Source organism: Arenibacter catalasegens (assembly GCF_002909235.1).
GTDB classification, from domain to species: Bacteria; Bacteroidota; Bacteroidia; order Flavobacteriales; family Flavobacteriaceae; genus Arenibacter; species Arenibacter catalasegens.
Genome location: NZ_PHQQ01000019.1, coordinates 1 through 23322, shown reverse-complemented (window position 1 = coordinate 23322; position 23322 = coordinate 1). Strand labels below are relative to the sequence as shown.

The following is a 23322-nucleotide window of genomic DNA, read 5'->3' as shown; positions in this document are numbered from 1 at the left end:
CTAATGGTTATTTTATGATAACCCGTTAAAGGTCCGATATAAACTCATTTACAAAATCCATCGCTTCTTTCTGTGAATTAACCTTTTCGATAGAAAAGTTATTGGCCTTGTTCATGGATTCATAGTGTTTGCTTACAAATTCATAGGCCTCCTTAAACCCCTCAGCTGCCAAAGTATCCTTATCCGTAACTAACATTAGTTTCCTAGGGGAAAACGCTGCCGACAAGTCTGGGAGGTCGTAATGTGGCAAGGCCCCTGCAACGGCAAAAGGAATTAAGGCCGGATCATAATCTTTATTGGAAACAATGGATTCGAACGAAAGCATTGGCTCCAAAAACAACAACTTTGAAAATTCCACCCCTGAAACTGCAGCGTGCAAAAGGCTGGAATTAAAGCCACCTTTAGATATTCCGATTATTTTTTTAGCGTCCAGTTTCAATTCTTCCACGCAAGATTGAAGTAAGTTTTCTATAGCCTCTACATGAATGGCCACCGTACTTTTCCCATTTAAAATACCGGCAAACCACTGGTTATAAGAGGTGTTTTCAAAATAGGCATCCCCTTTTAAATACCCTGGCCCCAATTCACCAAACCCCGGTAAATCAGGGACAATTACGGTAACACCTTTTTTGGCCAATTGAATGGGAATGGCATAAGCTTCGTCCGACTCCTTATCCTGCAAATTATCCAAGTAAAGAGCAGAACTGCCCATGGGCTGTTTCGGTACAAAGGTTACAAATGGAATTATTTTATCCCCTTCAAGCACTTTAAGATATTTATTGAGGTAATAGGCTTCAAATTCCGTTTGTCCGGAAAATATCAATTTTCCCTTTTTGGCACTTTTGGAATAACCATAAATTGCTTCTACCTTTTGTTTTAAATTGATTAAATGTTGATTCATATTCTGCCTATCCCCATTCAACATCTCCATATTCTTCGTGGTCAAAGTTTTATTCACATCAAATAAAAACTTGCTACCGACCGATGTTGAAAGCTGGCCTGTTTCCGTAACATACAGTTCTTCTACTGGAAAAATAACCACTTCCCCATCCTGGGAATTTCCCGGGTTATCCAAATGCTTTTGAAAAAAGGCGTACATGGCTTCCCTGTTTTTCAGGGTAGATTGATGCCCCGCATTGTCCTCTACCATCATCATATTTTCTTCTTTACCAAAAGCTTTGTAGGCCAATCGTGTTTCTTCATAGGTATCACGTGCGCCCTGAATACTAAACATATCCCGCGTTGTGGTTATCATCAAAGTTGGTTTGGGAGCCCTCACTTCCAAAAGATCTGCATGGTCCAAACCAAGCTGAATACCCCTAGGAAAATTCTGCTCTGCGTCTTGAGGCCCACCTGATTTTAGCTGGTATTCCAAGGTGGTGATATAGCATTCCGGTGCTGATGCTTTTATTCGCTCATCAAAGGCTGCTATAGAGGCTGTCTGTGTACCTCCACCAGACCTTCCTGTGATTCCAATCCGGCTTGGATCCACTTCCTTACGCGATAATAAATAATCCACTGCCCTAATCCCGTCCCAAATCATATATTTGGCCGTAGACTCCCCATTGATAAACAACTGCGCCCCAGGAAAGGAATGCTCACGCGTTGGACTAAAGCGTGACTTGCCCTGAGTTTGGTCAAAATATTGCAATCTTTCTCCTTGTCCGTAAGGGTCAAAGGCAAATACAGCAAAGCCTTTTTTAACCAGATTTAAAATAACATGTTGATAGATGTCGCTTCTAAATGCCAGATCACTATGGCCACTGCTATAAATTATAGTTGGCAGATTCTTCCTTTTACCTTGAGGAATAAAAAAAGCTGCTGTCACCTTGACGCCTGGCATGGATTCGAAAAATAATTTTTCTATGCTATAGCCCTCCTTTTTAATCCTTTTGGTAATCACAGGATTTAAAGGTGTCTTTACGGGAAAATCCCCTAGCGACTCCCGTAACTTTTCTTTTATCAATTGTTGATGACCTTCCCAATCTATTTTCGTCTGAAGCTTCAATATCGATTCTTGTCTTTTGACAATACTTTGAAAGGAAATCTCACTTTGTTGTTTGTAAAGTTGATTTTCTGCATCAGAATAATACTTCCAATAATCAAGCACCGAATAATCCGTTTGGGTATGACCAATAAGCGGTTGAAATATAAATATCAAAAATATAACAAGGAAAGGAAAATGGTTACTTACTCTTTTGGACATAATAGGTTTTTAATTGGCTATAAATTAAGAAAATTTAAAGTCCAAGATAATTATTTAATCGTTTAAACAAGAAAATTGGTTGTATTTCAATAGAAAATAGTAGGTTTAAACCGTTGCTTCTGAAAATGATAAATATCCAACATATATTATTTTTGATGAGGATAAGAATTTATCGTTAAACAGAAAGATAGTTCACAATAAATTAAAAGCACTATGGGCACACAACATTCTTTAAAAGAGCTTATTCTAATTGTTTTCCTATGGCTATGTCCTATGACGGGTTTTGGTCAACAAGTAGCAAATGTGTCCGAAGCTTTTAAAGCTTTAAGTTCCGAGCCAGAAGTAATCCTTATCAACAATAAAATAAAAATCCCCAGTGAAAGTGGCCATTTTCAAGGTGTTCAACTCATAGAAAAGAAGGGGGCCAAAAAACTTCTTATTTCAGGGAGTTCACTTACTAAGGCCTACGTTTTACAAATAAATCTTAAAAAAAGAAAAACGGATGCCTTAATTACTCTTATGACTGATCCGTACCGGCATGCTGGAGGAATTCAAATCAGTGAACCTTATATGATAGTTGGCATTGAAGACAATATCATTAAAACCACTTCCAAGGTCTGCCTTTACAATTACCAGAGTAATGCACTTCATGACGCCCAACCTAATTTAATTATTGAACGCAATGGACAGGTCAAGGAAAAAACAGCGGGAGCAACAGGATTATTGGCAATGGGTGAAAATTATTTAGCGGTAGTTTCCAATTGGGACTCCCGAAACTGGGACTTCTACCGAATTGATCCTGAAAAAGGGGAACAAAAACTACTGTTTAGTTTTACCGCACCAAATGCTTGGGGAAGTTATCAATCCATAAATCTTGTTAAGGATAACTCCGCTATATATGCCATTGGTTTTTATAAAAAAGAGCTTTCTGGGCAAGCCGATTTAATCCTCGTAAGCAAGCTTGGTTCCTTTGAACCCATCATGGAGAAAGTCGAATCCAAAACCTTTAACTGCAAAAACGGAGTCGATTTTAATGCGGCTGTAGGCTTGCAAGTAGACAATGAAGGGAAATTAATAATCTGGAGTACCCAACCTGATCCTAGAAAACAAATTGCCATAAACAAGTTCACTCAAAAATAAAGTCATGCTTAAAATCATCAAATCAATATCACTACTTATCCTATTTTTTTGCAATACTGAACAAATTACTGCACAGCAAAATTGGAAAAGTATAACTACCGTAGAAGATGTTATCACTTACTATCCCGAGACGATAGAAAATATGCTGAATCAAATCAATCTTGATTATCCAGGAATGGAAAAGGTAAAATTAGCACATAGCAATGGTAATATCATAGCGGCATGCAACGCACTATTGGACTATTATAAAAATGGAGCCCTTACCTCTGACCTACGAAAAGAAATTCCTAAAATAACGACGCGAGAAGTGGCGGCTGCCGATACCATTCTAACAAATGTGTTCGTAATACAAAATGTACAGGGAAAAGTACCCTATCTTGCAGATGGGCATCGCGACTGGTACTACAAAGGCCCCAATAATGACAAGGAATGGGCTTGGCTTTCCAATAGGCATAGCCAGTTAAGCCAAATATTCAATACTTATTTGGAAACCGGAAACCCGAAATATGCTCAATATATAGACTTATTCTTAAGAGATTTTATAATCAAGAGCAATCCTTACCCAGCGGTTAAAAGCGGCACCTCTGTATGGCGTGGATTAGAGGTCGCTGCCCGAGCAAAAGTATGGACCAAAATATTTTACGGACTAATCAACTGCGATTATATTTCCCCTGCCACACAACTATTACTGCTCAGTAGTTTGCCCGATCACGCCCATTACAATAGGAATTTTCACAGCGCTAATAATTGGCTTACCATGGAAATTTCAGCACTGGCAACGGTGGCAGCCTATTTTCCGGAATACAAAAATTCTGAAGAATGGTTGGACTATGCCATTGAAACTATGGTGGAAAGCATGAAAGATCAGGTGTATCCGGATGGCGTACAAACTGAGCTTAGCTCGCACTACCATAACGTTTCCTTAATTAATTTTGAACTTTTCAAGGATATCTGCGACAAAGCCAACAAGACACTGCCCGACTTCTACAACAGAACCATTGAGGATATGTACGGTTATATTTCCCATATGGTGAGACCTAGAGGTTTTCGTTTACTGAACAATGACGGTGACAGGGGAAGCGACCGTAATTTTATTTTAAAGGGAGCTAAAAAGTATCATCATCCAGATTGGGAGTATATAGCCACCAATGGCCAATTTGGCCTTAAACCAACGAACGGGCCCTCCTATTTATATCCATGGGCAGGGCATTTTGTTTCAAGAAGTGGGTTTGATGCGGATGCGCAGTGGTTATTTTTTGATATGGGACCATGGGGCAGTGGCCACCAACATAATGATAAATTACACCTTTCTGTTTCCGCCTATGGCAAAGATTTTTTAGTAGATTCTGGACGATTTGCCTATACCGGTGAAGTTGCCGAAAAATTCCGCCCTTATGCCAAGGGCAGTGCTGGGCATAATTTGATTTTAATAGACGGAAAAGGACAAACTAACGGCCCTAAACATGCCCTAGAACCGTTGGCAGAAAGTCACTTTAAAATAACAGAAGGTTTTGATTATGCTTCAAATTCCTTTGACCAGTTTATAGATGTAGAAGGAAAGGCCAAACATACTAGGGTTGTTTTTTATGTTCGCAACGAATTTTGGATTGTTGTGGACAAGGTAGAAACGGACAGACCACGCAAAATTGATGCACTGTGGCATTGGCATCCGGATAATATGATGAAAAAAGAGGGGACAATAGTGAAATCCACTAATGAAAGGGGTAATCTTGCTTTGATACCCATTGGAAAACAAGAATTAAATTTAAAATTTATCAAAGGTCAGGAAAAACCTGAAATACAAGGTTGGTATAGTCCTGAATACAATATCTATGGGCCAAATATTACCAGTTCCTATACTACCGATATTGGTTCCGATACCACCTTTGTCTGGTTGCTTATGCCTTCAGAGAAAGCAACGCCAAAAATAAAGGCGAAAATTAAATCGGAAAATGAGCAAGAAATTAGCGTAAGTGTAACCTCAAAGGATAAAAAATGGCTGCTCACTATTCCCTTTAACAACAGTAGCAAAGCAAAATTAGCTACACCCTAAACAAAGTAAGTTATTTTAAAACCTAGAAATATCCAATCCATTATTGGGGCCATTCAAAATCCATAATATGTAAAATTAGCGTTGGTAATATTCTTTATTTTGATTTTTGAAAATATTGTAGCACGGAATAAAAATCTAGAATAATCCATTTTCTATTGCATGTTTAGTACTTTATTTCTTTGCCAAAAAACAAAATTAAATAAGTTGAATAACACATTGGAAGCCTTTCGATTAGGTTCCTTTCTCCGCAGAATAGGATTCAAAAGCTCCGAAATCCAGCTTTTTCCTAAAAAAAGCGCGGAGTTTTGAAACCGGTTTTTAGACTTGGTCTAAAAAATTCATTGGAGAAGGTGTCTTTTCTTTTGCTTCGGTTTCTTTGGACAAGCAAAGAAAATGAAGATTGACACAAAAAGATTATCGACAATAATGATTACTTTGATTAAAATGAAAGTATAATTTCATAATGTAGTCTACTATTTTGACAAGTGTGAAGTAATTGATAACTATAACTTAGAAATAATCTTATGGACTTAGAAAAAAACAAGAAAAATGCCATAGCCTTTTACAGGACCGCCTATGAAGGAAATCCCAGAACCGCTATAGAAAAATATGTTGGCAAGGAATATCTTCAACACAATCCGCATGTCGCGGATGGCACCCAAGGTTTTATTAACTATTTTGAAAGAATGGCAATTGAGTACCCCCAAAAATCTATTGATTTTGTTAGATCTATTGCAGAAGGGGATTTAGTGGCATTGCATACTCACCAAATTTGGCCAGATAATGACCAATATGTCACCATGGATTTTTTTAGGTTTGATGAAAACGGTAAAATCTGTGAACATTGGGATTCTATACAGCAGATACCTAAGAGTTCGGAAAATCCGAATACTATGTATTAAAGTTAACTTGCCCAACTATACCTTTTTAGGCTATTGCAAGTAATATACCAAGTACTTAAAAGACAATGTCTAATTTGATTCTTCTTGGACTAGACCTTAGAAGTCAAGACTCTTGGTAGTAAACCTTAATTTAATCCATTTTGGAATTGAAAAACAAAGTGACAATATTAAAAACCAACGGCTTAATATTTTTTTAAGCCCCCTAAACACCTACTGTAGTCATTAGGCCTTTATTTTTTGCACTTCCGCCAATTTCTTTTTAGTTTTAACGGTAATTTTAAAAGTCCCAAATTGAATATTAATGTATAAAAGTAGCGTGTATATAAATAAAGCTATTCCAAACATTTCCATAGACTCTTCTATGGTCATCATTAATATGTACACCCAATTATCTTCACCACTTATATAATGAATTTTGGCGGTAATCATTTCAAAGCCCACACTTCCCATCAAAAAAATACCTCCGGACAATATCATATATAATCTAACCTTTGAAGGCAGGTCCATAACGAATTTAAAATAAGTTACACCCAATACCAAGATAAGAATTCCATAAGGAATTACCCAACCGTAGTACAAGAATCCAGTAGTTTTATAAGATTTTTGAATCAGGCCTGAAAAATGTTCGTGTATTACGCAAATTTCATCAAAGCTTAAGAAGATAAAAATAAAACCGAGCACTAACCATGCTATGTATTTATTACCAAGCTCTTTCTTCTTTAACGCTATTATTATTAACAGAACAGCAGCGATCATTAGGGCACACGAGGAGTAAAAGGCAGGTATGGTCATTTCATTATCCAAATAAAATAGCTTTACAAAAAAATCAACAAATCTATTATTCACAAAATGTTGAAGGCCAATGCCAATACTACTTAATACTACTAGTGAAGCAATGATAATACTCAATAGCCGCAACATATATTTTGGTGTAAATTTTTTCTTCATAAGTTTAAATTAATTAAGTGCTTAAAAATTAATGGGAAATTCAAAAATCAGTTTATCCACTTTTGAAAACTTAACAAACCCCTAAAACGAACGTGCGATTAAGAATTTCCTGAAAAATCTCAACAATCTTGATTTACAATAGATTGTAAAATATTGAACACAAATCAAATGTTAATCAAAAGTTAATCAAATGTAAAATAAATGTCAATAAAATAATAATACTTCTGATTAAGCGACAGCTTTATTTGTTGAAATAACTGATTAGTTATGGATTCTCCTATTTGAATTAAGTAAATTGAGAATTCAAATATAAAAAGTAGTATTTTAAAAAAGCTCAGACATAAATTTACCCACTTTATTATTTCACTAATAAACCCCTTCAAAAAATTTAGCACATTTATAAGGAAACCGTTAAAACATGTATTTGATTAGGTATAAATCTTAATGACAGAGCCATTCACCAAAAGTAATTACTATCAAATGAAAAAAACCTTGCAAATTTCCTCCCAACACTTGCAGGATGTACTCTACAAACTGTTCCTAAAATATAAATTCACCACAGAAAAGGCCCAATTATTGGCCAAGACCTATACGGAGAGTACGTTGGCTGGTGTAAATTCCCATGGTATTAATCGCGTACCCCTTTTTTTGGAGTATGTTGAAAACGGTTCCGTTAAAATTGATGCGGAGGCAGAAAAAGTGGAATCCTTTGGTAGCATAGAACGATGGGACGGTAATTATGGCCCAGGAATTATCAATGCCACCATTTGTACCAATAGGGCTATAGAATTGGCTAAACTCCATGGAATGGGATTGGTGGCCTTACGTAACAATAACCACTGGATGCGCGGTGGTACCTACGGAAAATTGGCTGCAGATGCCGGTTGCATTTCCATTCTATTTACGAATACACAACCCAATATGCCACCATGGGGAGGTAAGGACAGCCGTATTGGCAACAACCCATTTATTGTATCCATACCTAGAAAGAAAGGACATATTATATTGGATATGGCCATTTCTCAATTTGCCTTCGGAAAGATCAACGACTATAAACTACGGGGTAAAAAGTTACCCTACCCTGGTGGATGGGACGAGAAAGATCAACTTTCCAATGACCCGGAAAAAATTTTAATAAAAGAGCGTGGCCTCCCTATCGGGTATTGGAAAGGTTCTGCGTTATCCATAGTCTTGGATATGCTGGCCACCTTACTGGCAGCAGGGAACTCTACCTATAAAATAGGTTTAAAGGAATTTGAAACGGGTATTTCACAAGTGTTTCTATGTATTGACCCCGAAGTGTTCCACGACAAGGATTTACAGGATAAACTTATTGAGGAAATAATAGGCTATACCCATGATGTAGATTCCATGGAGGTTGGGGACAAAATCTATTATCCGGGTGAGCGAAGTGCGCTTACCACAGCAGAGAATTTAAAGGTAGGCATACCGGTAAGCGAAAGTGTTTGGGAAAAGATATTGGAACTCTCCAACAAATAGAAAAACTAAATACTATTTACTTAATTACTACTTGAATTTTTAGTAGTTTCAGCTATACTAAACAATTAGCTGTTATTTTAATATATGAAAAAATCGAGTATAGAAGAGATCAGGGAAAGGTTCGACAATGATGTGGATAGGTTTTCTAATTTAGACACTGGGCAACTTACCACCATCGATGCCAAAATTTCATTGGAGCTTATAACCGAGGCTGCTAAAAGAATATGCCCCAAAGCGGAGAGCTTACTGGATATTGGTTGTGGTGCGGGCAACTACACCTTAAAGATGCTTACTAAAATCCCTAACCTGAATTGTACCTTGGTGGACCTGAGCAGGCCAATGCTAAATAAAGCATATGAAAGAGTCTCCAAAAAGACGGATAAAAAGGTAGAAATAATACAGGGTGATATTAGAGAAGTATCCCTTGATAAAAACCAATTCGATATTATTTTGGCCGGCGCCGTATTGCACCATTTAAGGGATGACCCAGACTGGGAGGCTACCTTTAAAAAAATATATGATCTTCTAAAACCGGGAGGTTGCCTTATGATTTCGGACCTTATTACGCAGGACACCGATATGCTGAACGAATATACTTGGGAAAGATATGGGGACTATTTAGAGGACTTGGGCGGTAAGGACTATAGAAAAAAAGTGTTGGATTATGTGGCCAAGGAAGATTCCCCAAGATCCATGAACTATCAACTGGACTTAATGAAAAAAGTAGGTTTCCAAAAGGTTGAAATCCTACATAAAAACATGTGCTTTGGGGCTTTTGGAGGTATAAAATAAGTTTTCGTTAAAGGCTGTTATTAAATCCCGTTCCCCTTTTTGACCCGCCTTCGTAAAGGGGTATACCTATGTCTCAAATTTAGTCTGAAAGTTGTAATTTAATTCTCAAAAATAAGCGGTGATGACTACAAATCTAAAATTCTGTTTTCCGTACATATGTCTTTTTATCATTCTTGGTTTTATCTCATGCGGAGATGATTCTGCAAAAACTGTTGAGATCAGGGGTATTTATGGAAACCCTAAACCCTTATGGGATAAAGGATATCATCTGAACGACCTAGGGATTAATGCCATTTTTGTGCATAGCGGATCGATCAACGAAGATATGATTACTAGGGCAAGGTCCGAAGGGTCGAAGGTATATGCTGAATTTGCCACCCTCAACGGCAAGAATTATGTAGAAACAAACCCGGAAGCATGGGCCATAAATGAGCTGGGAGAAAAAGTGGAGTCAGCAACCTGGTTTATGGGAGTATGCCCTACCGAACCCGGTTTTAGAAAGTATCGTTTTGATCAACTTAGGGACTTACTCTTGGACTATGACCTGGACGGTGTATGGATGGACTATGTTCATTGGCACGCCCAGTTTGAAGACCCAGAGCCCATCTTGCCCGAAACCTGTTTTTGCAATCATTGTCTTGATATTTTTTCAAAGGATTCCCGTGTTGAAATACCCGATGGGAGTACCGCGCAGAAAGCACAATGGATACTTCAAAATCAAGATCACACTTGGCGCAATTGGCGCTGTAAGGTTATATACGATTGGACCTACGATATAAAGAGCATAATTGAGGAAATAAAACCAGGGACACTTCTAGGCCTATATCACTGTCCTTGGAACGACGAAGATTTTAATGGTGCTAGACAACGTGTTCTAGGGCTGGACTACAATCTATTAAAAAAAACCATAGATGTGTTTTCCCCCATGGTTTACCATAAAAGAATGGGAAGAGATCCTCAATGGGTACAAGAAAACATTCAGTGGTTTAGTAATGAATTAGATATACAAAAAGGCACTTTTCCCAAAGTATGGCCTATAGTTCAGGCCCACAACGACCCAGGTAATATTACCCCAGAGCAGTTTGAAACTGTCCTTAGAGGGGGACTGTCGGGTAAATCCAGTGGGGTAATGATGTTTACCACCCATGCCATAGCGGAAGACGAAGACAAAATAGAGGTCATGAAAAAAGTGTATTTCGAGCTAAAGGACAAGCCTTGAAATAGAATTGTTGATAACCGCACTAAATATGACTGCTAAGCTAACCCCCATTAGTACATGGTGTATGACTTTTTTCAAACGGCATATAAAATTCCTACATTTGAAAAATATTTTTGCTTTTGATAAATACTTCTTTCAGGCGAGTACATACGCAAGAACATAAACCTCAGTAAACAACCAAATTTTTAACTTAACAGTAATGTTGAAATGGTGCTGATAATTACTATAAAATGCAGCAATGAAATGAGTTATTTATGAAAACCAACCAAAAAAAAGTTGATGATGAAATCAAAGAAAAAGAGGAACTAATCCTTAAAATGTTTGATGGCATTACTATAGGCTACGCATTATATGAAATGGTTTATGATTTACAAGGCAATCCTATAGATTATCGCTTCTTGCAGATTAATAAAGGATTTGTAGATCAAACTGGGCTGGAAATTGAAACAACAATAGGTAAAACAATTAAGGAAATTTACCCTGACGTGGAATCAAAATGGATAGACAGATTTGGTGAGTTGGCCAATAATCAAGTTCCCATTCACTTCATAGATTACAACCACAATACCAAAAAGTTTTACGACATCTATGGCTTTTCCCATGTAAAAGGAAAATTCTCTATTTTGATCAGTGATGTAACAGAGCAAAGAAATGCGGAAATTAAATTTATGGACAGTCAAGACCTTATGTCCGTTGTCTTTAATAATACCCGTGATCTTCAACTGTTGGTGGAATACCATGATATTCACAATTTCGAAATTGTTGCTGTCAACAATTCCTATATGGATAAAGGCAAACAATTTGGAATTTATGTTACCAATGAGGATTTTGTGGGGAAATCTCTAGAGGATGTTTGTCGAGATTTAATTTATCTTAAACCCGAAGTACTTAAAGCAACCATTATTAATTATCAAAAAGTAATTGATTCCAACCAGCAATTAAAATTTATTGAATCCATTACTATAGAAAATTTTCCATATCACTCAGAGGTAACTCTTTCTCCAATAATTAATGCTGAGAATGGTAAGAGGTATGTATTTTACAACTCCCACGACATTACCAAAGAGACGGAATCAATAGGTTTGTTGAAAGATAGTGAAGAGCGGTTTGCCTTAGCGGTAAAAGCTTCAAATGCAGGTATTTGGGACTGGAAATTTCTCGAAAGCGATGAACTATGGATTTCAGATCGATTGTATGAAATATTGGGCTATGAACCTGGGGAAGTTGAACCACGATTTTCGAATTGGAAAAGTTGGATACACCCTGAAGATGCAGAGCGTGTTTTAACGGTACTAAAAGATTATTTAGAAAATGACGTCACTTACCAAATAGAATTTCGTATACGGAAAAAAAACGGTGAATATGCATGGATTTTTAATAGAGCCGAATCAGTTCGTGACGACAAAGGAAGACCAATTCGGATAGCTGGGTCAGTGTCGGATAGAACACAAAGAAAAAAAGGGGAATTTTTAATTCAAGAGAAAACTAAAGAGATTGAATCCCAAAATATAAAACTTAACCAAGCCAACAGAGAACTTTTAAAAACAAAAGAAAAGGCCGAGGAAAGCGATCGTTTAAAATCTGCTTTTCTTGCCAACATGAGTCACGAAATAAGAACTCCTATGAACGGAATTCTTGGTTTTTCAAGATTATTAAAAGAACCGGGACTTTCAGGGGATGAACAAAACAATTACATTAAAATTATAGAAAGTGCGGGGGAACGTATGCTCAATATACTTAATGACATTATAAGCATCTCTAAAATAGAATCTGGTGAACGGAGTATTACCTATCGAGAAACCAATATTTACAATCAGGTAGATTTTGTTCTTAATCTACTGAACCCTGAAGCTGAAAATAAAAATATACGTCTTTCCAAGGACAAACAATTTTCCGATGCAGATTTAATCATTAAAACTGATGGAGAAAAACTTTTTGCCATTCTTACCAATCTGGTTAAAAATGCCATTAAATATACCCATTGTGGTGAAATTGTAATAGGGTATTATAAAAAAGGAGCGTTTCTGGAGTTTTTTGTTAAGGATTCAGGAATTGGAATCGCGGAGGATAGACAAGATGTGATTTTTGAGCGATTTATCCAGGCAGATGTTCAAAACATTATGGCAAAACAGGGTGCAGGATTGGGACTTGCCATATCAAAGGCCTTTATTGACATGCTTGGTGGAAAAATATGGTTGGAAAGCGAAGAAGGAATTGGCAGTACTTTTTATTTTACAATTCCCTACCAGATCGGAACTGAAGATTTTGAGGTATTGGAGAAAGTAATCATACCTTCGATTGAAGAAATTGATATAAAAAAGATTAAAACTTTAATTGCTGAAGATGACAAAATATCTGCAATGCTGATTTCCAAGGAAATGGAAAAGTATAGTGCAGAAATATTAAAAGCGGGAACAGGATTGGAGGCGGTAGAATTATTTCATAAAAACCCTGACATTGACTTAGTTTTGATGGACATCCAAATGCCTGTAATGAATGGATATGTTGCCACTCAGCAAATAAGGAAAACCGATAAAAATGTTATAATTATTGCTCAGAGTGCATTTGCGCTTTCCGGGGATAAGGATAAAGCCCTGATTGCTGGATGCAATGATTATATAACTAAACCCATTAACAGGATCGAACTAATTACATTGCTCCAAAAATATTTTAAGAAGAAATAAAAACTTGGTGACTATTCCAGGATACATATATAGATTCATGTGATTAGGGCAATCAGTTATGTCAATCAATATTTCCGACTAGTTTGCTGTTAAAGTGTTAGGGGGGTACAATACCATAAACATATCAGAGCTTGCAAAAAAATAACAATTAAGCATTTTTAATCAATTAAAGTATAGAATAATGAAAGTTAATGCTGTTGTATGTCAAGGTCATGGTGTTGCCTCAGGGAAGGCAAAAGATCCTCGCTATCCAGATGGAACTTTAAAAGCCCAATGCGAACATTTCTTAGTAAAAGGATTAGACCTAAATCAATACTTTTTAGGGACTATCAATTTAGACATTGCTCCGTTTATTTTTAAAATAAAAAAACCAAAATATTTTCTCGAGAATGTAAACTGGTCTAAATACATTCCCCCAGAAAATTTTTACTTTTTTGATGTATCACTTCAATTTAATGAAACTACCTATAAGGGGTTGATTTATATGCCAGATCCTACCACCAAAGCAGAACATTTTCAAAACCCGACAATATTGGAACTTTTGCTTCCAAGAATTGATGGCTTAAAATATGGGGACCTTGTAATGCTTGAGGTTATTGATGCGCAAATTAAGTTAATTGACACACCATAACCACAAGTAAATTAACTAGACGAACACCAAAGTATTAGTAATGAAAACAACACCCGAACACAATGAGCGTATAGCTAAATTAACCTTCTCCTCAGTATTTCCGCACTATATTTCAAAAGTGGAGAAGAAAGGCAGGACGATAAAAGAATTGCATCAAGTGATAGCATGGCTGACCGGATTTGATGAAAACAAATTAAAAGAACTCATGGATGAGAAGGTTACGTTTGAAACATTCTTTCAGAGGGCAAAATTAAACCCTAATGCCCACCTCATTACTGGTGTAATCTGTGGCTATAGGGTAGAGGAAATTGAAAATACCTTAACCCAACAGGTAAGGTACTTGGACAAATTAGTGGATGAACTGGCTAAGGGAAGAAAGATGGAGAAGATTCTACGTGCCGGGTAGATTTACCATTATGTCATTAAAGTTAGTGTTGCTGTCTCCAGCCCGTCCCTTCGAGTGATTTTATGGAGTGAAACGAAATAAAATTGTATCGAGAAGATTACGAACTAAACGTAACCAGTTCTCGATACAATATCGCTATTGCCATTTCACTCGAACTGACCATAACAACTAACAAATCCCCCTGCTGAACAAAGTTGCCCGACTATAAGCCCTCCCCTACTACCTAGGCCAAAATGGCAGATCCATTTTAAGCTGGTTTGCCCATAGGTAGGCTCGCGCCAGTGATGGGGCTACCGAATTTATTATCCATTGCGGCCTGAGCAATCAATTTTTTTATTATCTTAATGCTTAATATGGGGCAAAACCATTCTAAATCAACCTTTTAGAACCACATTAAAGGCTTTAAAAGCCTATCCAATTGCATGTCGCCATATGGTTATTACATAAATGAATGATATTGCCCATGGAAAAATTCACCTTAAACATCAATAATCAAAAGGTATCGATTGAATGCGCTCCCGACACACCTTTATTGTGGGCGCTTCGCGATCAATTAGGGCTGACCGGGACCAAATATGGTTGTGGAATAGCCATATGTGGATCTTGTACGGTCCATTTGGACGGTACAGCAGTAAGGTCGTGCAGCCTACCAATTTCCGCAATCAATGATAAAGCTATTACCACCATTGAAGGGGTCGGAAAAGATGGACTTCACCCTGTACAAAAAGCATGGATCGCTGAGAACGTTCCCCAATGTGGATTTTGCCAAAGTGGGCAAATCATGTCGGCCATAGCATTATTGGAACAAAACGGGAATCCGTCAGACGCTGACATCGAACAAGCAATGTCCGGTAATATTTGCCGCTGTGGAACCTATATCCGAATTAGAAGTGCCATTAAGAACGCTGCTAAAAACAATGTGTAATATGAAACCAAACCCTTCCAATGATAAACTGTTTAAAGTTAGTAGAAGAGATTTTGTGAAAATTGGGGCCTTGGGCAGCACTGGTTTTATCCTTGGCATTCCTTTGGGATGCAAGCAAGAAAAAAATGCCTTTTTAACCGGTCGGGAAGATGCTGTTTTTGCTCCTAACGTATATATCACGATTTTGGGAACCGGGGAAGTACAACTCATTGCCCATCGCTCGGAAATGGGTACTGGTATTAGAACAAGTCTACCCTTGGTAATGGCTGATGAAATGGAAGCCGATTGGACCAAAGTAAAAATAATACAGGCTGTTGGGGATGTAAAATATGGCGATCAAAATACGGACGGCTCCTATAGCGTAAGAATGTTCTATCAACCTTTAAGGGTAGCGGGCGCTACGGTGAAATTAATGTTGATGCAAGCAGCGGCCCAAGAATGGCAAGTAGATATTTCTGAATGTAGTGCCGTAAATCATGAAATAATCCATAGTTCGGGAAAAAGTTTGGGCTACGGTTATTTGGCCGAAAAAGCCGGTGCCTTGCCCATTCCAGAGGAAAATGAAATTACTTTAAAGGACTCGAAAGATTTTAAATACATTTCCAAGGAAACGGTTATCTATGACCTAGAGGATATCGTAACTGGGAAAGCGGTCTATGGACTAGATGTGCAGATCCCTGATCTGAAGGTCGCGGTCATAAAAAGAAATCCAGAGGCAGGGGCAGGATTAAAATCGTTCAACAGCGATATGGCCACTGCCATTGAAGGTGTCTCCAAAGTATATAAAATGGAGGCAACTGCCTTTCCTATGGGCTATAATGCCCCATTGGGCGGAATTGTAGTGGTCGCCAACAATACCTGGACCGCAATAAAGGCAAGGAATGCCGTGGAAGTGGTTTGGGAGAAGGGCATAAATGCGTCCTATGACTCCAACGCCTTTATGCAGCAAATGCAACGATCCGTACAGAAAGAAGGGCAGGTGAAAAGACAACAGGGTTCTGCAACCAAAGCTTTAAAAGAGGCCACAAAGGTTATCGAGTCCGATTTTTTGGTACCACACTTGGCCCATTCCCCTATGGAAACTCCTTGTGCCGTTGCGCGCAATAATTCAGATGGAACTTGTGAAATATGGGCTCCCGTACAGTCGCCACAATGGGTACGGCAAGCAGTCGCCGCCGCCTTGGGTATTGAGGAATCAGAAGTTACCATTAACGTTACCCTATTGGGAAGTGCCTTTGGCCGTAAATCCAAACCTGATTTTGTAGTGGAAGCAGCCTTGATTTCAAAAGAAATGAATACTCCCATAAAATTGTTATGGACCAGGGAAGACGATATTCAGCACGATTTTTACCATTCCAATTGTGCACAACATATAAAAGTCGGTATCGACAAAAACAATAAGGTCACTTCCTGGGTGCACCGTACGGCTTTTCCATCTATTTCAGGTACGGCCAGCGCCGAAGCCAAAGGGCCTACTTCGGACGAATTATGCATGGGCGTTTTGGACATGCCCTTCGAAATTGAAAATATATCCTGTGAATCCTTGGATGCAAAAGCGCAGATTAGGATTGGGTGGCTGCGATCTGTCCACAATATCAACCATGCCTTTGCCATAGGTTCTATAGTAGATCAAGTGGCCCAGGCCAGACAGATGGACCCCATAGAGAATATGCTGGATCTATTGGGCAGCGATCGTAAAATCGATTTTACGGCCCAAGTGGAAGGGTTCAACAACTATAACGTTAAATTGGAAGATTACCCATGTGACACCCATCGCCTTAAGCAGGTAGTACAATTGGTAAAAGAAAAATCAGGCTGGGGTAAAAGCCTTCCTAAAGGCAAAGGAATGGGGTTTGCTGCACATCGAAGCTTTCTTACTTATGTAGCCTGCGTAGTGGAAGTGGAGGTAGATGACAACAACAATATCAAAATACCAATGGTCCATTTTGCTATAGATTGTGGTGTACCGGTTAATCCGGATAGAATAAGGGCCCAATTCGAGGGAGGTGCTGCCTTTGGTGCCAGTTTGGCCTTGAAAAGTGAAATAAATGTGCAAAATGGGGCCGTTATGGAGAACAATTTCAACAACTACCTTGTCGCCCGTATGACAGATGCGCCCATCAAAACTGCGGTACATTTTGTAGAAAATGAAGAAAAACCAACAGGAGTTGGAGAACCCCCTGTGCCCCCGTTTATACCAGCACTTTGCAATGCCATTTTTATGGCTACCGGAAAAAGGATTACGAGATTGCCTATAAGGCTATAGGTTTATAAGTTGTCTTTTGATCGGAAACAAGAAGACTTAACTACAAGATTCCAGAAACTAGACGTGTTTGTCCGGCTAATATCTTTTGGCAATTGGCATTTAACTCTAGCCCCGTTCTCGATACAAAATGGCTATTCACATTTCTCGAACTGACGATAGAACGGCTGCACAAAGTCGGCCGACTATGAACCCTCCCTTACTTCAATTTCGAAAATCCCCAAGCCGGTTAGGACTTTGAACTTGGGAAACCTTGAACCTTCCCTCCGGCTGGCGTGAGGATCTCCTTCTTGTTAATTCCCTTTCATAAGGCTTGGGATTTCAATCCCTTTCGTCTTCCCCGCTACCGGCGGAGAATCCACCTTCCCTTAACCAAGGGAAGGAGTTTTTTTGTTCGAATTACCAGCGCAGCCTGACTGCACAAAGTCTGCCGACTTTGACCACTCAATACCCCTCTATCCCATAATAGGCTTCTTTGTTTAGTCCGATAACGGATCAGCTCTTGCTTGTCTCCATAACGGACCACCTTTATTATTCATTACATCGAACACATCCTTATTAATGTCCACTCCCTATATTTCAGTATATTTAATTATTAGATTTTAATTTCGAAAGAACTGCTACTTGGCCTTCAACAACTTAAAAATGAGCAAGTAATGCACATAAAAAAGACTAAATCAAATTGTACTATGGAAAGTTTAATGATGAATTATCCACTCACAACAAATACTATTCTTGAATATGGCAATAGGGTCTTTCACCATAAAAAAATAATAACGTACCTCCCTGATGGTGCACGTCATGAATATTCTTTTGGTGACATGTACCATCGATGCAAGAAGTTGGCAAATTCATTGACCAAAAAACTGGGAATTAAAAAAGGAGATATGGTAGGTACTTTTGCTTGGAACCATGGCCCCCATGTAGAATTATACTATGGAATATCTGGTATTGGGGCTATTTGCCATACTATTAATATCCGACTCTCCAGTCAGCAAACAGAATATATCATTAATCATTCGGAAGACAAAGTCATTTTTGTAGATGCTACCCTGGTTTCCCTTCTGGAGAAAATTGCCCCATTACTTGAAACTGTAGAATATTACGTTCTTATTAATACTCCACCTAATTTTAAAACTACCTTACCTAATACCCTAAATTATGAAGATTTATTGGCCGAGCAATCTGAAAATTTCGAGTGGCCTGTCTTAAATGAAAATGATGCCTGTGGTATGTGTTATACCAGCGGAACTACTGGCTTACCTAAAGGTGTATTGTACTCCCATAGGTCAACCTATTTGCATGCATGCACTATTATCACCCCAAATGCGGCAAATTTAGGAAGTCAGGATACCCTCTTATTAATTGTACCACAATTTCACGTAATGGCATGGGGCGCTCCCTATTGCTGTCTTATGTCCGGAACAAATATGGTAATGCCTTCTTCCAATTTACAACCTGAGGCCCTCATTAAAATTCTTGAAAACGAAAAAGTCACCAAAGCCAATGGAGTACCTTCAATTTGGATGGGAATCTACCACGCCATGAAGAAGAATCCCCCTACCGTAAAACTGGCGCTTAAAGAATATCTCGTTGGCGGCTCTGCATTACCTGCAAGTCTTATTGAAGCATTTGATAGAGATTTCGGAATAATAGGAACCCATGCCTGGGGAATGACCGAAACTTCACCACTGGGCACAGCCTGCCGATTACAATCGAAACATGAGCAATTATCCGATTCGGAAAAACTAAAAATTAGGGCTAAACAGGGCATTAGTTTTCCAGGAGTAGAGTTACGGGTGATCAAAGAGGACGGCTCATTGGCAGCACGGGATGGAAAATCTATGGGAGAATTGCATATAAAAGGTGCGTGGGTTATAAGCTCTTATTTTAAAACGAATAACCAAGAAAATTTTACAGATGATGGTTGGTTTAAAACTGGGGATGTTTGCACAATTGATCAAGATGGCTATATGGAAATTACAGATAGAACCAAAGATCTTATAAAAAGTGGTGGTGAATGGATATCAAGTGTAGCTTTAGAAGCTGCATTAATGTCACATCCAAAAATAAGAGAAGTGGCCGTAATTGCAATACCGGACGAAAAATGGGCAGAAAGGCCGTTGGCAGCTATTGTTTTGGAAGACAATCAGGATAAACCTTCCGATGATAATCTAATTGAATTTTTAACCAAAGACTTTGCCAAATATCAGATTCCAACGAACTATGTCTTTATTGCTGAAGTGCCAAAAACCAGTGTTGGGAAATTTGACAAAAAAGAGCTTAGGAAATTATTTGCGGAAGGAAAACTGAAGTAATATAAAATAGGATAAAAAAACTGCTGCACAAAGTCGCCCCACTTTGAGCCATCCACCACTTCCTTGACCACAATGGCGGGCCCATTTTTTTAGCTGGTCTGCCGAATATAACTTTCAACCTTAAACTTTTAACTCATAACTAACTCCGATTTCGACTATGCTCACTCTCCAGATGAACATTGAACATTGAACTTTGAACCTTGTACCTAATTCCGCCCACTGCCAACTGCAACTGCCAACTTTATACAAACCTTGAACTTTGAGCTTTGGACTTTCAACTCATCTTGCCATTCAACGGATATTCCTGCGCTTCACCGATTAGGTAAAACCTGATTCCAATAATGGCTTACTTAGAACGTTAGTAACCGACTCTTGGTTGTAGTACTCCCTCCTCTTTACACCACAGAAAACTATCTGGGATTAAATAGACACTAGAATAAATTTAGGTACAATCTAGTGAGCTTGTAGTTTTTGAAATAGAGATATAGTTAATACCGATATCCAATTGTTGGCAGCAATTACCAACTACCTATTTTAGGTGTAATTTTTGTAATGAATAAGCAAAACCACTACTAATAAAAATCAATTTTATGAAAACAGTAAAAATTTACTCATCTATTGCATTAATGCTCACAGTACTTTTCAGTCTGACATCCAACATTGCTATAGCTCAATTAAAAACCCCTAGTTCGGTTGGGAAATATGAAAAAGGAACAATAATCCTTAAAAAAGGGAAAGAAATTGAAGGTTATATTTATATGGATATGTTAAACCCTCAAGAATTTCAAAAAAGGGTTAACCTCATTAATGAAAAAACACATAAGGCCTTCCTTCAAGGGAAAAAAATAAAAAAAGAAATTGAGGTTTATAAAGCCAATGATTTGCAAAGTTTTACGTTAGAAAATGGTCGAAAATTTAAAAAGGCTAAATATGTCAATTTATTAGCCACTAGAAAACAAGACATGTTTCCTAAAAATCTTATGTTAGAAGTTGTTACCGAAGGAAAGGTTACCATATATAAAAAGCATCACCACACTCAAGGTTTTGTTTCATCTTACTTACCTGACCGTACTAAAGTTAATGATGCTGAATATGTTGCATTTCAAGAAAACAATTTTGAGATTCTTTTCCAGAAAGAAGGAGAAGGCGTAAAAAATATGTCTATAATAAACATAAAAGCTCTTGTGGGAGACAATGAAGCCGTTTTAGCTAATTATGTCAAAGATTATTATGGTTTTCAAACTCTATTTACTAACGGTCCTATTTTTGAATCTAGCTTCCAGCTAGATGCTTTGGAAGCTTTCACTAAATTAGTAGAAGATTATAATAAATAACAATAGTTAGAATTTATTACAGTATTAAAAGAGACGACTATAAAAGGTCGTCTCTTCTTGTTTTATGAAATACTGCCTACAACAAACCTCCAATGAAAAAGTTCAGTTCCTTAAAGTTAGAGATTGTTTGTGTTTTTAATTAAACCCCTCTTTTTTGTTAAACTTTGACTTGTTCTGCTCCTATTTTGCAGACTTTCATTTAAAAAAATACCATAGGTACACCATATCATAACCACAGGCTAAACAGATTAAAAAATATTAATTAGCGCGTGGAGATTTAACAAAATAAAAGATTGGCTATATTAGTCATAAAATAGATAAATAGTTAATATCCAATTGTTGTAGGCCATTAAAAAAACAGGATAGAAATACCTAAACGAAATTCTACGATACAATTATCAGTAAAATTCCAATTAAAAGATTTTGAAAACTGGATAATACTACTTTTATCAAATAGTTTAGACTTATACTCATTATGGAAAACATATCTCATACAGTTAATCAAATTCAATACATCACTAATTTTCAAGACTTCGTTTCCGCTTCTTTTCATGGAAAAACTAATGTGATTTGTTGGAACCGTAAACTAGTAGGTGATTTTTCTGAGATTGTTAAACACTTAGAGTTTAATGAGAATATAACCGAACTTCATCCAAATGACCTTCTTGAACTTCAGTTGAGTGAACAGGGGCAGCTTGCTCGTGAAATTCTTTTAAGGGATTTGAAGACCTTGAAAGCTCTTGGTGCATCTCCAACACTTAATCTGTTTAAGTTCTATGATAGAGATGCCATGAATATTGCGTAACAAAAGGCAAATAAGTAGGGAAGTGATATAAAAAGAAATTATGAAAAACCAGCTAATTATGATCGCACAAACCTTCCTGATAATATTTCTAATTCCTTGTCAGGAAAGTATAGCACAAAATGTACCCAAAGGCTTTATTTCACTTTTTGATGGCAAAACATTAAAGGGTTGGAATGCTGCTGATATGAGCTGGTGGAGTGTGGAGAAAGGAGCTATCACAGCAGAAATCAGCAAAGAAAAACCATGCACCGAAAACCAATACCTATTTTCTGAATACGGCCAGATGGCTGACTTTGAACTAAAGCTGAAACACCGTTTAGTGAGCAAACATAATGTGAATGGAGGGTTTCAGTTTCGGAGCGAACATTACGAACAAGCCGATTGCAAGGGATACCAAGTAGACAACAATACGGAAACAGACTGGTTGGTAAGGTTATACGATGAATTCGGAAGACATACATTGTCTTGGCGAGGAGAAAGAACCGTTTTAGACGAAAAAGGTGTAGCTACGAAAACAACATTGCCAGGGGCAAAGGAAAAGGCACACTTTAAACTGGGGCAATGGCACGACTACCACTTAATTTGTAAAGGAAATAAAATTACCCTTTACGTAAATGAAAAACTAGTAGCCGAAGTAATTGATAATGACCGGGAAAATTTCGACCCATCCGGTTTACTGGCTTTGCAACTACATTCCGGGAGACCAATGTTGGTTCAGTTTAAAGACATCTGGTATAAAGAGTTGTAATGCCTCAGGTAATATTAACATATGAGCATTCGAAATATTTTTAATTAATATAAGTTAGTATCCAAAAATGAAAAGAAAAATGATGCTCCCGCTGCTCGATAAAATTGAGAACAGAATGGTTGAGGAAATACTTGTCCTAAAAAATTAAAGTTGGGTAGAAGATAGAAACAATTAACATAATTATAAAAGCTCAACCATTGTTGGGTAACAGGAAAAAGCTCATAATACGGTGTATAGTGCATAGCACCCTCCGATACGCTACGACACCATACACAAACCGTTGTAGGCCATTAAAAAAACAGGATAGAAATACCTAAACGAAATGACACTATCCCGCAAACTGTGTAAGTTAAAAATAACCAGGGTTTGACTTTTATTTAAAGTCTGACCCTTTTTTCATAGATCGTAAGGAACTGATTTAAAATAATGCCCCAGTTCCTGATGGGCA

General features: G+C 37.7%; 17 protein-coding genes. 15 read left to right on the top strand and 2 right to left on the bottom strand.

Annotation, left to right across the window (positions count from 1 at the left end; genetic code table 11):
• Positions 1–25 precede the first annotated feature (25 nt).
• Positions 26–2206, bottom strand: a complete 2181-nt coding sequence (locus CWD90_RS14625) for an alpha/beta hydrolase (protein WP_103476823.1) — start codon at positions 2204–2206, stop codon at positions 26–28.
• A 213-nt stretch (positions 2207–2419) separates the two neighbouring features.
• On the opposite strand from CWD90_RS14625, the gene CWD90_RS14620 reads away from it, so the two are divergent.
• The 3 genes from CWD90_RS14620 (at position 2420) to CWD90_RS14610 (ending at position 6301) form a co-directional block, all read left to right on the top strand.
• Positions 2420–3346, top strand: a complete 927-nt coding sequence (locus CWD90_RS14620; RefSeq protein WP_157941244.1) for a hypothetical protein — start codon at positions 2420–2422, stop codon at positions 3344–3346.
• A 4-nt stretch (positions 3347–3350) separates the two neighbouring features.
• Positions 3351–5399, top strand: coding sequence for a heparinase II/III family protein (locus CWD90_RS14615; protein WP_103476821.1), 2049 nt, complete (start codon positions 3351–3353; stop codon positions 5397–5399).
• A 524-nt stretch (positions 5400–5923) separates the two neighbouring features.
• A complete protein-coding gene (locus CWD90_RS14610) occupies positions 5924–6301 on the top strand; it encodes a nuclear transport factor 2 family protein (RefSeq protein ID WP_103476820.1) in 378 nt (125 codons plus the stop codon).
• A 222-nt stretch (positions 6302–6523) separates the two neighbouring features.
• On the opposite strand, the gene CWD90_RS14605 is transcribed toward CWD90_RS14610, so the two are convergent.
• A complete protein-coding gene (locus CWD90_RS14605) occupies positions 6524–7249 on the bottom strand; it encodes a hypothetical protein (protein WP_103476819.1) in 726 nt (241 codons plus the stop codon).
• A gap of 480 nt (positions 7250–7729) precedes the next feature.
• On the opposite strand from CWD90_RS14605, the gene yiaK reads away from it, so the two are divergent.
• From yiaK to CWD90_RS14545, 12 genes are all read left to right on the top strand, one after another.
• Positions 7730–8749: a 3-dehydro-L-gulonate 2-dehydrogenase gene (gene yiaK, locus CWD90_RS14600; protein WP_103476893.1), complete on the top strand. Its 1020-nt coding sequence runs from the start codon at positions 7730–7732 to the stop codon at positions 8747–8749.
• An 84-nt stretch (positions 8750–8833) separates the two neighbouring features.
• A complete protein-coding gene (locus CWD90_RS14595) occupies positions 8834–9541 on the top strand; it encodes a class I SAM-dependent methyltransferase (RefSeq protein WP_103476818.1) in 708 nt (235 codons plus the stop codon).
• A 121-nt stretch (positions 9542–9662) separates the two neighbouring features.
• Entirely contained in the window at positions 9663–10760 is a 1098-nt protein-coding gene (locus tag CWD90_RS14590; protein ID WP_103476817.1) for a hypothetical protein, read from the top strand.
• A 254-nt stretch (positions 10761–11014) separates the two neighbouring features.
• On the top strand, positions 11015–13444 hold the full coding sequence (locus tag CWD90_RS14585) for a hybrid sensor histidine kinase/response regulator (protein WP_103476816.1): 2430 nt from the start codon (positions 11015–11017) through the stop codon (positions 13442–13444).
• Positions 13445–13625: 181 nt separating this feature from the next.
• Positions 13626–14075: a hypothetical protein gene (locus tag CWD90_RS14580; protein WP_103476815.1), complete on the top strand. Its 450-nt coding sequence runs from the start codon at positions 13626–13628 to the stop codon at positions 14073–14075.
• Positions 14076–14115: 40 nt separating this feature from the next.
• Positions 14116–14481: a DUF2200 domain-containing protein gene (locus CWD90_RS14575; protein ID WP_103476814.1), complete on the top strand. Its 366-nt coding sequence runs from the start codon at positions 14116–14118 to the stop codon at positions 14479–14481.
• Positions 14482–14944: 463 nt separating this feature from the next.
• Positions 14945–15406: a (2Fe-2S)-binding protein gene (locus CWD90_RS14570; protein ID WP_103476892.1), complete on the top strand. Its 462-nt coding sequence runs from the start codon at positions 14945–14947 to the stop codon at positions 15404–15406.
• A gap of 1 nt (position 15407) precedes the next feature.
• Positions 15408–17672: a xanthine dehydrogenase family protein molybdopterin-binding subunit gene (locus CWD90_RS14565; protein WP_205161251.1), complete on the top strand. Its 2265-nt coding sequence runs from the start codon at positions 15408–15410 to the stop codon at positions 17670–17672.
• A gap of 686 nt (positions 17673–18358) precedes the next feature.
• Positions 18359–19987 (top strand): long-chain fatty acid--CoA ligase, encoded by a 1629-nt coding sequence (locus CWD90_RS14560; RefSeq protein WP_103476812.1) that lies wholly within the window; start codon positions 18359–18361, stop codon positions 19985–19987.
• A 590-nt stretch (positions 19988–20577) separates the two neighbouring features.
• Positions 20578–21321: a hypothetical protein gene (locus tag CWD90_RS14555; RefSeq protein WP_157941243.1), complete on the top strand. Its 744-nt coding sequence runs from the start codon at positions 20578–20580 to the stop codon at positions 21319–21321.
• Between the two features lie 475 nt (positions 21322–21796).
• On the top strand, positions 21797–22126 hold the full coding sequence (locus CWD90_RS14550; protein ID WP_103476810.1) for a hypothetical protein: 330 nt from the start codon (positions 21797–21799) through the stop codon (positions 22124–22126).
• Positions 22127–22166: 40 nt separating this feature from the next.
• Positions 22167–22874, top strand: coding sequence for a 3-keto-disaccharide hydrolase (locus CWD90_RS14545; RefSeq protein ID WP_103476809.1), 708 nt, complete (start codon positions 22167–22169; stop codon positions 22872–22874).
• Positions 22875–23322: the final 448 nt, after the last annotated feature.

Coding starts and splice junctions, on each gene's coding strand:
- CWD90_RS14625 (WP_103476823.1), bottom strand. CDS start 2,206: ATGTCCAAAAGAGTAAGTAACCATTTTCCTTTCCTTGTTATATTTTTG.
- CWD90_RS14620 (WP_157941244.1), top strand. CDS start 2,420: ATGGGCACACAACATTCTTTAAAAGAGCTTATTCTAATTGTTTTCCTA.
- CWD90_RS14615 (WP_103476821.1), top strand. CDS start 3,351: ATGCTTAAAATCATCAAATCAATATCACTACTTATCCTATTTTTTTGC.
- CWD90_RS14610 (WP_103476820.1), top strand. CDS start 5,924: ATGGACTTAGAAAAAAACAAGAAAAATGCCATAGCCTTTTACAGGACC.
- CWD90_RS14605 (WP_103476819.1), bottom strand. CDS start 7,249: ATGAAGAAAAAATTTACACCAAAATATATGTTGCGGCTATTGAGTATT.
- yiaK (WP_103476893.1), top strand. CDS start 7,730: ATGAAAAAAACCTTGCAAATTTCCTCCCAACACTTGCAGGATGTACTC.
- CWD90_RS14595 (WP_103476818.1), top strand. CDS start 8,834: ATGAAAAAATCGAGTATAGAAGAGATCAGGGAAAGGTTCGACAATGAT.
- CWD90_RS14590 (WP_103476817.1), top strand. CDS start 9,663: ATGACTACAAATCTAAAATTCTGTTTTCCGTACATATGTCTTTTTATC.
- CWD90_RS14585 (WP_103476816.1), top strand. CDS start 11,015: ATGAAAACCAACCAAAAAAAAGTTGATGATGAAATCAAAGAAAAAGAG.
- CWD90_RS14580 (WP_103476815.1), top strand. CDS start 13,626: ATGAAAGTTAATGCTGTTGTATGTCAAGGTCATGGTGTTGCCTCAGGG.
- CWD90_RS14575 (WP_103476814.1), top strand. CDS start 14,116: ATGAAAACAACACCCGAACACAATGAGCGTATAGCTAAATTAACCTTC.
- CWD90_RS14570 (WP_103476892.1), top strand. CDS start 14,945: ATGGAAAAATTCACCTTAAACATCAATAATCAAAAGGTATCGATTGAA.
- CWD90_RS14565 (WP_205161251.1), top strand. CDS start 15,408: ATGAAACCAAACCCTTCCAATGATAAACTGTTTAAAGTTAGTAGAAGA.
- CWD90_RS14560 (WP_103476812.1), top strand. CDS start 18,359: ATGGAAAGTTTAATGATGAATTATCCACTCACAACAAATACTATTCTT.
- CWD90_RS14555 (WP_157941243.1), top strand. CDS start 20,578: ATGAAAACAGTAAAAATTTACTCATCTATTGCATTAATGCTCACAGTA.
- CWD90_RS14550 (WP_103476810.1), top strand. CDS start 21,797: ATGGAAAACATATCTCATACAGTTAATCAAATTCAATACATCACTAAT.
- CWD90_RS14545 (WP_103476809.1), top strand. CDS start 22,167: ATGAAAAACCAGCTAATTATGATCGCACAAACCTTCCTGATAATATTT.